The following is a 14517-nucleotide window of genomic DNA, read 5'->3' as shown; positions in this document are numbered from 1 at the left end:
TCAGCTGAACTTTCAAATCATTTTAACTTTAACGCAGTAATTACCAAAAGCGTGAGCAAGGAGTAATCAGTCTAATTTCCCCTTAAATTTGAGAACTTAAACCATTTTTCCTTGATATTTCTTCAAAGGTAATAAAAACGTTTAAATCGCACAACATACAAACAAAGTACATGAAGGAGCTACTTGTATGAAGCGAAGGAAAAAACAAAGCAGAAAAACTGAATTACAAAGCTCCATAAGTACCGGTGAACTCAAATCCACCTTCTTGAAAAAGAGCCTGGAGGAAAACCTGGCATCGATTAAACAGATGATGGGCAACAGCTCCGACTTCGTAGTAAGGGAAGTTCCGATCAACAAACAATCGTTTAAAAAGACTAAAGCGGCAATTCTGTACATTGATGGGTTGATTGATAAAAATACAGTGAACGAATATGTAATGGAAGCGTTGATGTACGAACCTGTTGAAGATCACCTTACAATTCAGCATATATCAGAACAAGTTAAGAATAACCAATTGCCGATTGGAGATTTGAAAGAAGTCACTGAGCTAAAAAAGATGTTTCATCATCTACTATCCGGTGATACGGTCATCCTGCTTGATAGAGAAACGACGGCTCTAGCCGCCAGCACAAGAGGATGGAGAGATCGCGGGGTTCAGGAGACTACCTCTGAAGGTGTAATCCGCGGTCCGAAGGAAGCATTTACCGAGACATTACGGACAAACACCGCATTGATCCGGAGAAAAATCAAAGACTCAAACCTACGAGTAGATTCAAAGGTTTTAGGTAAATACACACAAACTGATATAGCAGTACTCTACTTGGAAGGAATGGCTGAAAAAAGCGTAATCGAAGAAGTACACAGGCGACTGGACCAGATAGATATCGATGGCGTATTGGAAAGTGGATATATTGAGGAATACATTCAGGATGCTGACTACACGCCTTTTCCAACGGTCTACTATTCAGAACGGCCGGATGCAATTGCAGCAGGAATACTGGAAGGGCGAGTGGCCATCATAACTGATGGAACCCCGATCGTCCTGCTTGTTCCGACATTGTTCATCAACTTCATGCAATCCAGCGAGGATTATTATCAAAGGTACGATATCAGTACAGCAATCCGCTTACTTCGCTTACTCGCATTCAACATCGCCTTATTCATGCCCGCTTTATATATTGCGTTTACAACCTTCCACCAGGAAATGATACCAGCTCCTTTATTGATCAACTTAGCGGCGCAGCGTGAAGGCGTCCCTTTCCCTGCTTTTGTTGAAGCAATGATCATGGAATTGACTTTCGAGATTTTAAGGGAAGCCGGTGTCCGTCTACCTAGGGCAGTCGGTTCAGCCGTATCGATCGTAGGCGCACTCGTATTAGGGGATGCAGCGGTCCAAGCGGGACTGGTATCACCTGGGATGGTCATCGTAGTGGCAATCACGGCGATCAGCAGCTTTGTATTTCCTTCCTATAACATGGCGATCCCCATCCGGATACTTCGCTTCTTATTCATGGCGTTGGCAGCAACATTCGGTCTATACGGCATCATACTTGGATTGATCATGATGGTGATGCACCTTTGTAACCTTCAATCTTTCGGGGTTCCATATATGTCCCCGCTTGCTCCATTCGTACCTAAAGACCAGAAAGATACGTTGCTTCGTTTTCCAAGGTGGGGGTTGTTCTCAAGACCAAGCTTCATATCGAAAACGAATAAAAAGCGCAATAATCATTAATATGGAGAGAAGGGAATTCACCGATGAGAACGCTCAAACATGGCACCACTCGTCTCATACTATGTACTTGTTGTATCCTCCTGCTTTCAGGATGTTGGAACAGCCGTGAATTGGATCAACTTGGAATCACAGTAGCAATCGGGGTGGATCTGAATGAGCAAGGTGAATACGAATTGAGTGTACAATTGATTAACCCTTCCGAAATCGCTACAGATGCACCTACGACGAGACCACCTGTAAGTGTGTACGCTTCAACAGGTCAGACACTGCTTGAAGCGTTTCGAAAGCTTACATCTTCTTCGCCACGTAAGATCTACCTATCACAGGTGCGAATGCTTATTTTTGGTGAGAGGTTAGCAGAAGAAGGAATCATCGAGGCACTTGATTTGTTTTACCGGGATCACGAAATGCGGACAGAATTCATGATGGTCGTTGCAAAAGGAGTCAGTCCTCGCGACTTACTCGGAATCCTGACTCCCTTTGAAAAAGTACCGGCAAATAAAATTCTGCATACGATCGAATCATCAGAACAAAATTGGGCACCGACAAAAGGGGTGAAAATTGATGAAGTTTTATCTGACCTGTTAAGCGAAGCAAAGGATCCAGTGATGACCGGGATTGAAGTCTTCGGACCTGTAGACTTTGGGAAACAAAGAGAGAATGTGGAACTTGTTGATTCCCCCACCAAGATATATGTAGACTTTTTAGGGGTTTTCAAAGGAGATCAGTTGATTGGCTGGCTGAACCAGAATCAAAGTAAAGGCCACAACTATATCGCAGGCAGTGTCAAAAGCACAGTGATTACCTTCCCTATGAAAGGCGATTGTCTCGTGAGTGTGGAGGTTTTAAGGACAAACACTTCCACAGCATCCAAGCTGGAGAATGGAAAACCGGTGATTACCATCGATCTCAATATGGAAGGAAATATAGGCGAAGTCCATTGCCCAATTGATTTAAGTGATCCGAAAACAATTGAAAAAATAAACCATCTCACAGAAGAAGATATAAAAGAGAAAATGATCAGTTCCATTCAGGCCGCACAAAACAAATTCGAGAGTGATATTTTCGGGTTCGGGGGGATTCTGCATCGAGAACATCCAAAGTACTGGAAGAAAGTGAAAGATGATTGGAATACACATTTTGCTGAACTGGATTATGAAATCAATGTAACCTCCAATATCCGCAGAAAAGGAAAAATGGTCCAGCCTACTGCAAAAGGAGAGTCATAGTATGTGGGTTAACATGGCAATCGTCCTTCTTTCCACAGGTATATTTTTCACTGAAGCACCGAACCTTTACAAGAAAGGCTTAAAAGGAGATTTGGTCATTTTCAGCTTATTTCTTATGGTAGGAACCGCTTTAAGTCTAGCTGAATTTGGTCAAATGGATATACCTAATCCCTTGGATTATATTCAAGCAATTTATCAGCCGATAAGCAAAGCACTGCAGGCTTTCTTCAGCTGACTACCTGCTATGGAAGGAGAGGAAATGGATGAACAATGAACAAATCAGTCCAAGACAATTCATGTTTTTAGTGATGTTGTTTGTTATCGGGAGTTCAATCATCATTATGCCTTCTCCCATGGCAAGTGGAGCAAAGCAGGATGCATGGATTGCCGCTTCCATTTCGCTGGCCATCGGTATATTGCTTGGGCTGCTCTTCATTAAAATCGGTGATCTATCACCAGAAAGCAACCTTGTGGATGCATCTATTGATGTCTTTGGAAAGTGGCTGGGAAGATTAATAGCGATTATATTCCTCTTATTCATTTTCATACTATCCTCTTTAGTACTGAGGAACATTGGAGACTTCATGACCACACAGATCATCCCGGAAACGCCCCTCCAATTCACGCACATCCTGTTTTTACTCGTGGTCATTTTCGGTGCACGGCTGGGGATTGAAGTGATTGGCAGAACAGCAGAAATCTTCATGCCATGGATCATTCTCCTTATTTTATTTCTTACTGTCTTTGTAGCTCCACAGCTGCAGTTCGAAAATGTAAAACCAGTCTTTGAAAATGGATGGAAACCTATTGTCGGAACGTCTTTGACGATGATTGGTTCCCCTTTTCTGGAAATGGCTGCATTGTTGATGGTTTATCCATATGTAAAGGAAAAGCAAAACAAGAAAGCAAGAAAAGCCTGGCTGCTTGGCGTCCTTCTTGGGGGAGGCTTTCTTGTCCTGATCACGTTTTTAAGCATTCTTGTACTCGGTAGTCATCTGACAGCACTGAATGCTTATCCAAGTTATGAGTTGGGAAAGAACATCAGTATCGCTGGCTTTTTAGAGGGTGTAGAAATCATTATCGCAATCATATGGATGCTGACCATCTTCTTTAAGCTGATCATCCTCTTCGGAGCAACCGCAAAAGGGTTCTCCAGAGTTTTCAATATGCAGGACGAGCGCACTCTCCTATTGCCTCTAGGAATGATTGCAGTCGTACTCTCCATCATCAGTTATCCGGATGTCGCTTACTTTGAAAAATTCGTCGGCGAAACATGGTTTCCTTATGCAATTACCCACGGCTTCCTGATACCTTTGCTCATAGGGATAGGACTAGCATTCAAAAAGAAAAAGCAAGCGAACACCAAGTAATGATGGTGCGCTTGCTTATCTGTCAGGCTTTCCAGTCAAGCGGTTTTAATCCGTACTTGTAAAGCCCCTGTTCAATTTCTGATTCATACATCAATTTTTTCTCAATCATTTCTTCTGATAGAGGAACACTTAGTCCTCCGACTTCCTCTGCCAGCTTCTTTAATGCCAGCTTTTCAATCAATTTATCAAAGAAAGCCTGTTCATCGTATGGTTCGATAAATGCATCGACAAGTGCTGTCTCGTAGGCAACGCTCAGGTCATAATAATCTCCATCCGCTACATATTCAACTTTTTCCGCAGCATTCGCTTCTTTAGAATGCGAAAGGACAATGTTCCTCACTTGTTCGAACGATTCGTCCAATTCGTCTTTGGTGGAGTTGACCACCCACGTCCCGATGAATACCGTTTCAAGCAGTTTTTCGTATTGTTTCGGACTTAATTCGATTTTCACTTTATCTTCCATATTCCCCTCCTGATTCAAGAGTAACTGATGGTTCTTACCGGTGACAAAACAGGAGCTGGTCGCACCTGAATTGCCAATACCCCCATCAACGCTTCCTGTTCCTCTGAATAACTGGAATGCAGCTGACTATTCCAACCCTCATGATTCGCATTATCCAATCCTTCTATATGAATGGAATTCTTCAACTCACTGAAGGAAGGAAATGCTTCAATAGCAGTAACTTCCACCGTCATTACCTGGTCTCTGCTCGGAATTTTCGTAAATTCGATCAGATCTCCTACCCGGACCAACTTCTGTTTGTCATCATTCACTCGTACTTCATACTCTTTTTCTCCAGCAGCTATCGCATCAAATGAATGTTCATCTAACCCCATAAAGTGAATCATGTTGTCGACGCTCCTTAATCATTAGTTAAGAGTCGTGCCTTTAGAGGTAGTTTGCTTCGAATTATTGTACTTTATGAAAGATTGAATTTGCTTCTTTGATACCCGCATCTGTTTCATATGCTTTCTGCAATTGTTTCGTTATGCTACCCGGTGTTCCTTCGCCAATTACAGTATCATCCACTTTCAGAATCGGCATGATCTCCATCACGCTGCTTGATGAGAACATTTCATCAGCTTCCTTGATATCTTCCAAGCGGAAAGGTGTTTCAATGAATGGAATGCCCAAATCATTACAGAACTTCTCGATTCTTAAGCGGACACATCCATATAGAATGTTCTTTTTTGTAGGATGAGTGTAAACTTTTCCATCTTTGACGAGGTAAGCGTTGGATGCACTGCACTCCGTAACTTCTCCGTCTTTATGGAAAAGTGCTTCAAAGCAGCCTTTTTCCTTGGCTTCCTGTTTGGCTAAGACATTCGGCAGGAGATTCAAGCTCTTTATGTAGCAATAATCCCACCTGATATCCGGATAAGCATGTACGGCTCCGCCCTGTCTCAATGCCTCAAGATTGCGAGGGAACTCCTGGACATAGGCATAGAAATTCGGCACGACTCCTTCCGGAAATGCGTGGTCCCTTGCTGCTGAACCTCTCGTCATCTGCAAATAGACCTTCGCATCCGTTTGAATATCATTTCGTTCAAGTAGGTCATGTAAACGACGGTCCATTTCCTCTCTAGTGAAAGGAATTTGAATTTTGATTGCTTCAGCAGATCGGTAAAGACGATCCAAGTGCTCATCCAATAAGTAATAATCGCCTTGATATACACGAATTACTTCATAAACGCCATCTCCGAACTGGAGACCTCTTTCTTCAAATGGATACTGCAACTTCTCCTGAGCGACGAAGTCTTTTTCTGTCAATATATATGGACTGATTGCCATCAATATTTCCCCCTGATTCTTTATATTTTTCTAAGTGCATAACACTTCAATTCTATCCAGTTACCCTTCAGATAATTCAATGAAACTCGAAGGTGTATGGGACACTAATGTTCCAAAGTCTTTGCCTGAGCATAATTCCTGCATGATGTTCGGCTTATCGAAGTTGAAGATATGGACAGGTAGCCCGTGATCTCTTGCTAGAAGTAGTGCAGATTGGTCCATCACCTGAATATTGTTGGCAATGACATCATCATAATTCAATGTACCATAGAGCCTGGCGGAACTGTCTTTGAATGGATCAGCTGTGTAGACACCATCCACGCCTTGCTTTGCTACAAGAATGGCATCACAGTCCAATTCCACTGCTCTCTGCACCCCCGGGTAATCTGTCGTAACAAACGGCTGACCATTCCCACCAGCACAGATGACGATGTAGCCTTTTTGCAAATGGTGCATTGCTTTTAAACGGATATAAGGTTCTGCTACAGACGAGATCGGAACAGAAGACATTACCCGTACTTCACGTTCGGTTTTGCTTTTTAACACACCGCGAAGCATCAGACTGTTGATGACTGTCCCGATGGTCCCGATGTTATCCGCCTCAACACGATCGATTCCCCACACCTCGGCAGTTCGTCCCCTGAAAATATTCCCTCCACCGACTACGACAGCTACTTCTACACCACTTTTCACCAGGGAAAGGATTTCATTCGAAATATGCTCGAGGCTATTCGTATCGAAATTTTCATGTGTGTTGCCGGATAATGCGCCACCACTGATTTTTACCAATACACGTTTGTATCTCATATCATCATCTCCCTGATTATTAGAAACCACAAGGTACAAAAAAAGAGCAAAAACGAATGAACGCTTTTGCTCTCACTTATAAAATGGATGATTGGCAATGTCTGAACTGTTATATCCGTTAACTGTGTGTACCATGCCAATCGCTCCTTCTCATTGATTTGTTAAATCATTATAGCATATTCCACTCACAAAAAAAGGTTATCAGCAGGAATACACAATTTTGTTATCGAAAAGTAATCCTTTGAAAACTTATTACATATAGGAAGTAATTTATTGAAAAAGCGATCTGCTCATCTAAATTTTTCCACTTGGATAAAAAAGCGACATTCGTCGTACAATGTCGAACCACAACGAAAAAGAATCTAGTTATTTATGAATAGTTTGTAGGTATTTAGTTCTATTTTTCATGATAGAATTATCACAAAATTCACGTTTCATATTTCTTTTTATATTCATTTGGTATACCATGGAAATACGATAAATTCATAAGCCTTTTTGTCTATTTGTCGAATAGGTAATTAGGAATAACTTATACAATGGGGTCTGATTATGCATATTGGTAATCGTATTCAAATCCTGCGAAATCATCGGGGGCTTACATTAAAAGAAGCAGCAGAGACAGTTACATCCACCAGCTATCTAGCAAAGATCGAAGAAGGTAATCACCCACCAAGGCCACATGTGTTAAGTGCTTTAGAAACCCAATTGGGTGTATCAGAGGGATTCCTTGTCAATTATAGCAAACGGGATGAAGACGCTGAATACTTATTGAAAATCCTGCAGTCGAACATCGTCTTACATCCGGACAAAGCAAAAGAGATCATCGAAGTGATTGAAGAGAACTATTACGAATACCTCTCTCCAATCCCACTCGAAGCTACTTATCTATGTTTGAAATGTGCGTATTATTTTAAGATGGGGGACACTCAATCCGCTATCGATATTTATGAGACACACATTACAAAGTACATAGATGAAACAGAATTGAAATCCTATCCGAAACTAGTAAGAGAAAGTTTCAACTACATGATGTCGCTTAAAACATTTTCAGAAAGCCGTATAAAAGAAAGCACACACTATATGGAGATGTTTGTAGATTCTGTTGATCATGGACCAGCAAAAGGAGCAGTCATCTATAATATTGCTCTGCTTTATGGAATGTTGAATCTTAATCATAAAGCTATACAATTTGCACTAAGGGCAAAAGCTTTATTTGAACACACAAAAAAATATGACATGGAATCATGTAAGACAAACAACCTTCTCGCTGCTCAATATATGACAATAAAGCAGTATGAAGAAGCAATGAACTTCCTAGACAGAGCAGAAAAAATCGCAGAAATATATAACTATTCAAATCTATTATCAAGAATTTACCATAATAAAGGTCTCATTCATAAAAACAAAGAAAATTATGATTTAGCAGTCAAATACTTAGAGAGTTCTCTGGAACTAAAAAAACAAACAAAAAATGAAGACTTGTGGTTAACCTATAAAGCTCTAATGGATAGTTATCTCTTAGATGAGAATAAACAAAGCGCTGACAAGCTTTATGGCCAACTGCTAAACGAACTTCCTAAGGAACTGGAGTCTACCCATTTCTTATATATCTATTTTATAAACTACATCCTTAAATATAAGAAAGAAGATGAACACATCTTGCTGGATTCCATTCAGTATTTAGAGTCGAAGAAACGTTACGATTCACTGAAAGGTGTCTATAAAGTTCTAGGTGATCATTACCTCGAAGAAAACAACTTCAAATTAGCAAGTAAGTATTATAAGCAAGAATTATCACATATAGATTTTGAAGGAGGAATAGAGTAATGAAAAAGAAATTTGGCAAATTATTAGCATTAACAGGATTAGCTTTAGTTATTGCATCCGGTGTTTATTCGTATGATACATTAAGTGCAGACAAACCTGATGTTGGTGGATTGAATTCCTTTGAGCTTCTTGCCGACAAACCTGATGTTGGTGGATTGAATTCCTTTGAGCTTCTTGCTGACAAGCCTGACGTTGGTGGATTAAACTCCTTTGAGCTTCTTGCCGACAAACCTGACGTTGGTGGATTGAATTCCTTTGAGCTTCTTGCTGACAAACCTGATGTTGGTGGATTGAATTCCTTTGAGCTTCTTGCTGACAAACCTGATGTTGGTGGATTGAATTCCTTTGAGCTTCTTGCCGACAAACCTGATGTTGGTGGATTGAATTCCTTTGAGCTTCTTGCCGACAAACCTGATGTTGGTGGGTTGAACTCCTTTGAGCTTCTTGCCGACAAGCCTGACGTTGGTGGATTGAACTCCTTCGAGCTTCTTGCTGACAAGCCTGACGTTGGTGGGTTGAACTCTTTCGAACTTCTTGCTGCTGACAAACCTGACGTTGGTGGATTGAATTCCTTCGAACTTCTCGCTGCAGACAAGCCTGATGTTGGCGGATTGAACTCTTTCGAACTTCTTGCTGCTGATAAGCCTGATGTTGGCGGTCTTAACTCTTTCAAACTATAATTTAACTATTAAAAGGGGATGCAGGTTGCATCCCTTTTTGTATGTCGTATTTTATTAGCATTAATTAAGTATCGATTAGCATTCATTCATTCAACGTCAGGATCTCACTACCTTCATTCTCCACTCGAAACGCATGGTCGAAGTCTCCATCACGATAGTCTACATCAGCATTGTACTCCCCTTTTCTCCATTCAGGATACATCCCTGACTTATAGCCACCTATAACAATCTCCGACATCGTCAGTACGTGTTCGATCCCAACACTTCCACCTTCCTTTTTAACAGGCATATACCACTGTATATAATAGTTGGAAGGGAATTCATTAATGTTGATTCTCCATGCACGCTCGAAGAAGTTCAGGTCGTCCATTTCTTCTACCAGCTCATAGGATTGCCTTGCCATTGTTACATATGCCTCATCGACTGAAGATTGAAGATCACCGACAAGCTTCAACTCAACTCGATAGCCTCCACCAAGTTGCACAATTTTGATATCATCTTCCCCGCCTCGAAGCCTTGTCAGCGTGCCATCCTTGGCACCAAATTTATAATCTTCTACAATATCAGCTGGGACATTACTTTTAAGGCCGGTGATTTTGTCTACGGCTGCAACGGCATCTTCTTTCGTATCATCTTTATAATCGTATCCTATTCCATAGTGATTGAGTGTACCAAAAATGATGACTAGAATAATTGCAAAGATCATTGTTTTGTTCATTGCTTTACCTCCTATCGATCAAAGGAAAAAGGAACACAGCAGTCTGTATTCCTTTTATTGTAATTCTTTTATTTGTTCATTAATTTTTTTCAATTGTTCTTTTTTCTCATCTTCATCCAGTTTGTCATTATTCTCAATCTTTTCTTTTTTAATCGTCAGGATTTTCAATTGAAGCCCTTTATCGTTTACTTCTTTGGCAAGTGCTTCCGCCTCTTTGATCTGATCCAATTCAAAATGACTGTGTGCTGCAAGCCTCTTAGACCTACTATTATCGAGAGTGTCATTAAGCGAAAGCACTTTTTCATAGTCTTTATTAAAATATGCCTGCTCGATCAGCACTTCCGGTGCTTCCGATTCCATGTTCATCAGAACTTGGCGGGATGCATCTGTATTCATGGCAAGCAGTTTAAGGACGATGTCCGGATGTAGAGAGGCATCCAATTCAGCCGCTTTCTGTAACGATTCTGCGGTCTCCAATTGCAGATATGCATCCAGCAACAGTCCTTCTTCAAACTCACCACGGTTTTCCAAAGAAAGTAAACGTTCAACGGCCAGCTCATGCTCACCTGCAAGCATAGCTTCATAAGCATCTACCCTTGCCTCTTTTTGTTGCAGCTCATCTTTCATAGCAGCCACCTGATCGACCTGCTTTTTCAATAATTGCTCGTTATTTTCGCCTTCTGCCTGGTCTGCCCACAGAAAAACCGTAGCTAATCCAAGCAAAAAGCCTACCATCAACGCACCGATGAGAGCGACAATTTTCCCTCGCTTACTGAGGTATGTTTGCCTACTGTCGTCCGCTTTCTTCTTTTCAGTAAGGACGATTGCTTTCAGTTCAGCAAGACTCCCTGCTTTGGCAATATTTTGTGCTACTGTAGACTCATTCCAAATGAGGCTGTCCGGACCTTCCGTCATAATCTTATCAAATGAATGCCTGGAGAACAGCGATAGCATACATGCCTTCATCTCATGAAACAATGCTTCTTTCGTATCCTCCAGTGGTGGAATCACTCCCCTGAGGCCACGATGAGCCACTTTAATTGTTCCATCATTTGAATAAAAAATATTATCCGGATTGATCAGTGGATTGAATTGGGAGCCATATAATTCTTCCAGTACGAACAGATGCTGAATAATACCTAACACTTTATACAGTGGCGCACGTCTCAGCGATGACAGTGGATAATAATTCTGTTCTACTCCATAAATGAATTCAATCTGCTTTGAATTGACCCTAACGTTCGATAAATTAAAAAAATAATCGCTCTTCTTTTCAAACTCTGCTAACTGTTCGTTCTCAATCATTTTCGTCTGATTGGTCGGGATAACGACGTTAACTGTTCTTTCTTTATCATTCCATTGGACATCAATAGGAAGATAATTCACTTATATTCCTCCTCTGCACCGTCTATGGCAGATCAATTAACTCCTGATAAACTTCAATGGCGCATGGTCTTTGTCCGGGATCAAGCGCCAACATCCTTTTTAGAAGACTTATGCCCTTTACTGAAACGCCTGCATTGTACAATCTTTCAGCATTTATGTCATTTGACCGTTGAGGAAAATCTTTTACTATCATATGAAAGATAAGTGCTCCTGCACTGTACATATCAGCACTTGGATGAACAGGCAGATTCCTTCTGTATTGTTCCGGTGCTACGAATGCTTTTGACCCTAGTGGAGGTACATCTGTATTACCAATTGGTGCGCTTATACCAAAATCCAGTAAGGTTATGCCCCCATTATGGTCGATCAGAATGTTGGAGGGCTTAATATCCCTGTGAACGAGACGGACCTCAGTGTCATGCAGGTAGCAGAGCACCTCCGCCAACCCTACCCAAACCTTCCGCATCATAGAAAAATCCATACCATCCCTGACCCATGGCTCCAAAGAGGTTCCGCTTCTGAATTCTTGGACAGCATACAGACGATCCTTCCATTCTCCAAAATCATATAAGGTCGGAATACGAGGATGATCAATGCTCATCAACTGTTTCGCTTCATTTGAAAGCTGAGCGGACAGTGGATGCTCTTTTTCTGTCAGTTTCAGGACAAGCTTCATAGAAGTCACTTGATCTACACAAAGATACACGTGTGATGTACTGCCCCGATCGATAAAATCGATGATATGATAGCGCTCGTCCACCAATGTGCCTATCTCTTCCATCATTTATATGTCTCAGGATGGTGAAAGGTGAATGTACTGCTTCCGATTTCAAGTTGGTCATTATCCTTGAGTTCATATACTTTATACGGAACTAAAGCATTACCGTTGATAACTGTTCCATTTTTCGACCCTAGATCTTTGACACCATAGGAATTGTTGATGGTAACAAGCTCTGCATGAATGCGTGATACTCCATCGATATCTTCCACATAATGAACCTTTTCAGCGTTACGTCCGATTAGAAAATTCGACTCTTTTATGTTGATGGATTCGATTTCTCCATTTCTGTTGACTGTAAGGTATGGATGGACTTTCTGATTGGTTTGTTTGTGCTGGAACTTGATACCTTCTCCCAATGGTTGAGTATCGAAAGGTGTCTGGGTTACCTGTGATGTGTCTACACCAGCTGTAGCCTGGGCCGCACCAGATTCAATGGTTTCTGTTTCTGCTTGCGACTTCCCTTTTACTTTCTTCTTTCTATTCTTTCTCGAAGCTTTGCTGGCAGTTTGACCATTGCCTCGTCTGCGATTGATATAGATGATATCGAAAACAACGACAATCAATGTGAATGACATGCTGATTTCAAACCAGATGTCCTGTGTAGTCATATCGTACATTTTCCACATAAGAGCTATTGCAAGCGCTGAACCAGCAAACAGATAAATCAACTCTCTTTGTGTCAAAGGCTTGTGGTTCGCCTTATCACCTTTACCATTTTTCTTTTTGTTCTGGATTTCGTTCATGTCCTCCGGAGTGAGCTCATCCTCTTCCCCTTCTACTGTAACTGCAGTGCTGGCAGCTGCTTCCTGATACGCTCTTTGATGAACATAGGCGGAGGATAAAGAAAGAAGGACCTCTTTCAATCCATCTAGGTTGAACGTAGGTTCATCCATGTACCCTTTCAATTCTTCGTATTCTGAACCGTGGAGGTGTTCATGCTGTTCGGCCACATCCGTAATCAGCTTTTTGAATTCGTCCTCTAAACTGATATTGCGGTCGATTTCTTTGAATGGAAGATAAGTGAGGAAAACGTCACTGCTGTCTTTTCCTATGAAAATGAATCGTTTATCGATGACAAAATGATTGCGATTCATCATATACAGACTGCTGGACTCGATTCCTTCAATCACATTGATTAATAGATGAGCGAATTCATTCCATGTCAAATCCTTTTCCTTCAAATAAGGATCCAGCATCTTCTTTGAGCGGAGATCATAATGGAGTCGTAGCTGAAGGTCGACCTGGTCGAACATGATAGGCAGCAACCGGGGAATATCATTCGACTGGATCATTTTCATCTGCAAAGGGTTGAGATCCTTCGTCGATAGAGGAGTATTTTCTCTATTGGTGACCATCATATGAAAGCCATTGATATCATTAAAATCATAAGTATAACCAAAAATTGTCGTATCCATTTTGAACCTCCATTAGAACATGTAATAGTATGTAGTAATGACAGCCGGTACTACTGCATACATGAAAGGGAACCTTGTACTGTGTTTTTGTTTGTATTCTTCCATCTCTTCAAACTTAAATGTCTTGATTGAGCGTAGAAGCTGCGTCAAAGCTGAAAGCATTTTTCGAAGAAAAGTCTTTGAAAATAAGAGAATGATTATTCCAATTAATCCTGCAAAAATGATGGAATACATCATCAGATAAAGCGAAAACTCAATACCAGTAAGCGCTCCGATGGCCGCAAACAGCTTTACATCCCCTGCTCCAATCGCTTTGAACAGATAGAGCAACATGAAGATCCCACCAGCAACAAGCAAGCCCAGACACGCGAATAAGAATCCGTCCAAACCTCCAGCAATCAAGTGATAGATGATACCGATAACCATGCCTGAGGCAGTAAGCCAGTTTGGGATTTTTTGAAATTTCACATCCCAGATGAATGCGATGATAATTAGTGCGATAAAAATATAATGATTAACTTCCATATAGCTTCCTCCCCCTAGGGGTTGAATAAAATACTAGCCCACTAAACATATGGGCACTTGGATTATATTTCACTTGTTATTAGGATTATGTGGATTGTGTTTAAAGATAGAATTCATTAGTGATATAAGAAATAAAAGAATGATTAGTGACCAAATGGGATGGTCAATGACAAATCCTATTATTAGTTTAAGGAAATGTTGCCCTAAGGTTTCAAGCATGCTTACAATCTCTCGATTCTAAGCCGATTTATA

Annotated in this window: 15 protein-coding genes; 6 read left to right on the top strand and 9 right to left on the bottom strand. The window is 41.0% G+C overall.

The annotated features are described in order from the left end of the window. The first annotated feature begins 187 nt into the window (after positions 1-187). From ACFQ2J_RS00655 to ACFQ2J_RS00640, 4 genes are read left to right on the top strand one after another with little or no spacing between them, the layout of a single operon-like run. Positions 188-1735 (top strand): spore germination protein, encoded by a 1548-nt coding sequence (locus ACFQ2J_RS00655; protein WP_386055630.1) that lies wholly within the window; start codon positions 188-190, stop codon positions 1733-1735. A 23-nt stretch (positions 1736-1758) separates the two neighbouring features. Beyond that, the gene (locus ACFQ2J_RS00650) at positions 1759-2964 is read left to right on the top strand and encodes a Ger(x)C family spore germination protein (protein ID WP_386055628.1); all 1206 of its coding nucleotides are present in this window, start codon (positions 1759-1761) and stop codon (positions 2962-2964) included. A 1-nt stretch (position 2965) separates the two neighbouring features. Beyond that, positions 2966-3199: a hypothetical protein gene (locus tag ACFQ2J_RS00645; RefSeq protein ID WP_386055627.1), complete on the top strand. Its 234-nt coding sequence runs from the start codon at positions 2966-2968 to the stop codon at positions 3197-3199. A gap of 28 nt (positions 3200-3227) precedes the next feature. Further along, positions 3228-4334, top strand: coding sequence for a GerAB/ArcD/ProY family transporter (locus tag ACFQ2J_RS00640; protein WP_386055626.1), 1107 nt, complete (start codon positions 3228-3230; stop codon positions 4332-4334). 22 nt (positions 4335-4356) lie between these two features. On the opposite strand, the gene ACFQ2J_RS00635 is transcribed toward ACFQ2J_RS00640, so the two are convergent. From ACFQ2J_RS00635 to pyrH, 4 genes are all read right to left on the bottom strand, one after another. Beyond that, complete coding sequence (locus tag ACFQ2J_RS00635) at positions 4357-4797, bottom strand: hypothetical protein (RefSeq protein WP_386055624.1); 441 nt, start codon at positions 4795-4797, stop codon at positions 4357-4359. A 14-nt stretch (positions 4798-4811) separates the two neighbouring features. After that, a complete protein-coding gene (locus ACFQ2J_RS00630) occupies positions 4812-5183 on the bottom strand; it encodes an ASCH domain-containing protein (protein WP_386055623.1) in 372 nt (123 codons plus the stop codon). A gap of 61 nt (positions 5184-5244) precedes the next feature. Then, positions 5245-6126 (bottom strand): D-amino-acid transaminase, encoded by an 882-nt coding sequence (gene dat, locus ACFQ2J_RS00625; RefSeq protein WP_386055622.1) that lies wholly within the window; start codon positions 6124-6126, stop codon positions 5245-5247. A 60-nt stretch (positions 6127-6186) separates the two neighbouring features. Then, complete coding sequence (pyrH, locus tag ACFQ2J_RS00620; protein ID WP_386055620.1) at positions 6187-6933, bottom strand: UMP kinase; 747 nt, start codon at positions 6931-6933, stop codon at positions 6187-6189. Between the two features lie 549 nt (positions 6934-7482). Here pyrH and ACFQ2J_RS00615 point away from each other — a divergent pair. Then, positions 7483-8760 carry a helix-turn-helix domain-containing protein gene (locus ACFQ2J_RS00615; protein ID WP_386055618.1) on the top strand — a complete coding sequence of 426 codons (1278 nt, stop codon included), beginning with the start codon at positions 7483-7485 and terminating at the stop codon, positions 8758-8760. Continuing rightward, on the top strand, positions 8760-9440 hold the full coding sequence (locus tag ACFQ2J_RS00610; protein ID WP_386055616.1) for a hypothetical protein: 681 nt from the start codon (positions 8760-8762) through the stop codon (positions 9438-9440). The genes ACFQ2J_RS00615 and ACFQ2J_RS00610 overlap by 1 nt, the downstream gene beginning before the upstream one ends. Positions 9441-9522: 82 nt before the next feature. Here the strand turns inward: ACFQ2J_RS00610 and ACFQ2J_RS00605 are convergent, their stop codons facing one another. Genes ACFQ2J_RS00605 through ACFQ2J_RS00585 form a run of 5 tightly spaced genes read right to left on the bottom strand, consistent with a single transcriptional unit; the run spans position 9523 to position 14265 of the window. After that, the gene (locus tag ACFQ2J_RS00605; protein WP_386055614.1) at positions 9523-10158 is read right to left on the bottom strand and encodes a hypothetical protein; all 636 of its coding nucleotides are present in this window, start codon (positions 10156-10158) and stop codon (positions 9523-9525) included. A gap of 54 nt (positions 10159-10212) precedes the next feature. Beyond that, positions 10213-11544: a type VII secretion protein EssB/YukC gene (locus ACFQ2J_RS00600; protein ID WP_386055612.1), complete on the bottom strand. Its 1332-nt coding sequence runs from the start codon at positions 11542-11544 to the stop codon at positions 10213-10215. Positions 11545-11566: 22 nt separating this feature from the next. Next, the gene (locus tag ACFQ2J_RS00595) at positions 11567-12328 is read right to left on the bottom strand and encodes a serine/threonine protein kinase (protein WP_386055610.1); all 762 of its coding nucleotides are present in this window, start codon (positions 12326-12328) and stop codon (positions 11567-11569) included. Further along, positions 12325-13740, bottom strand: coding sequence for a DUF6382 domain-containing protein (locus tag ACFQ2J_RS00590; RefSeq protein WP_386055608.1), 1416 nt, complete (start codon positions 13738-13740; stop codon positions 12325-12327). The genes ACFQ2J_RS00595 and ACFQ2J_RS00590 overlap by 4 nt, the downstream gene beginning before the upstream one ends. A 12-nt stretch (positions 13741-13752) precedes the next feature. Next, on the bottom strand, positions 13753-14265 hold the full coding sequence (locus ACFQ2J_RS00585; protein WP_386055606.1) for an A24 family peptidase: 513 nt from the start codon (positions 14263-14265) through the stop codon (positions 13753-13755). Between the last annotated feature and the right edge of the window lie 252 nt (positions 14266-14517).

It is taken from the genome of Thalassobacillus hwangdonensis (genome assembly GCF_042675915.1).
GTDB classification, from domain to species: domain Bacteria; phylum Bacillota; class Bacilli; order Bacillales; family Halobacillaceae; genus Thalassobacillus_A; species Thalassobacillus_A hwangdonensis.
This window is presented reverse-complemented; position numbering and strand designations above follow the sequence as displayed.

Excerpts from the sequence above, each read along its gene's own strand:
- ACFQ2J_RS00645 (WP_386055627.1), top strand. The coding sequence starts at position 2,966 with ATGTGGGTTAACATGGCAATCGTCCTTCTTTCCACAGGTATATTTTTC.
- ACFQ2J_RS00650 (WP_386055628.1), top strand. The coding sequence starts at position 1,759 with ATGAGAACGCTCAAACATGGCACCACTCGTCTCATACTATGTACTTGT.
- ACFQ2J_RS00640 (WP_386055626.1), top strand. The coding sequence starts at position 3,228 with ATGAACAATGAACAAATCAGTCCAAGACAATTCATGTTTTTAGTGATG.
- ACFQ2J_RS00585 (WP_386055606.1), bottom strand. The coding sequence starts at position 14,265 with ATGGAAGTTAATCATTATATTTTTATCGCACTAATTATCATCGCATTC.
- ACFQ2J_RS00590 (WP_386055608.1), bottom strand. The coding sequence starts at position 13,740 with ATGGATACGACAATTTTTGGTTATACTTATGATTTTAATGATATCAAT.
- ACFQ2J_RS00605 (WP_386055614.1), bottom strand. The coding sequence starts at position 10,158 with ATGAACAAAACAATGATCTTTGCAATTATTCTAGTCATCATTTTTGGT.
- ACFQ2J_RS00655 (WP_386055630.1), top strand. The coding sequence starts at position 188 with ATGAAGCGAAGGAAAAAACAAAGCAGAAAAACTGAATTACAAAGCTCC.
- ACFQ2J_RS00595 (WP_386055610.1), bottom strand. The coding sequence starts at position 12,328 with ATGATGGAAGAGATAGGCACATTGGTGGACGAGCGCTATCATATCATC.
- ACFQ2J_RS00615 (WP_386055618.1), top strand. The coding sequence starts at position 7,483 with ATGCATATTGGTAATCGTATTCAAATCCTGCGAAATCATCGGGGGCTT.
- ACFQ2J_RS00630 (WP_386055623.1), bottom strand. The coding sequence starts at position 5,183 with ATGATTCACTTTATGGGGTTAGATGAACATTCATTTGATGCGATAGCT.
- dat (WP_386055622.1), bottom strand. The coding sequence starts at position 6,126 with ATGGCAATCAGTCCATATATATTGACAGAAAAAGACTTCGTCGCTCAG.
- pyrH (WP_386055620.1), bottom strand. The coding sequence starts at position 6,933 with ATGAGATACAAACGTGTATTGGTAAAAATCAGTGGTGGCGCATTATCC.
- ACFQ2J_RS00635 (WP_386055624.1), bottom strand. The coding sequence starts at position 4,797 with ATGGAAGATAAAGTGAAAATCGAATTAAGTCCGAAACAATACGAAAAA.
- ACFQ2J_RS00610 (WP_386055616.1), top strand. The coding sequence starts at position 8,760 with ATGAAAAAGAAATTTGGCAAATTATTAGCATTAACAGGATTAGCTTTA.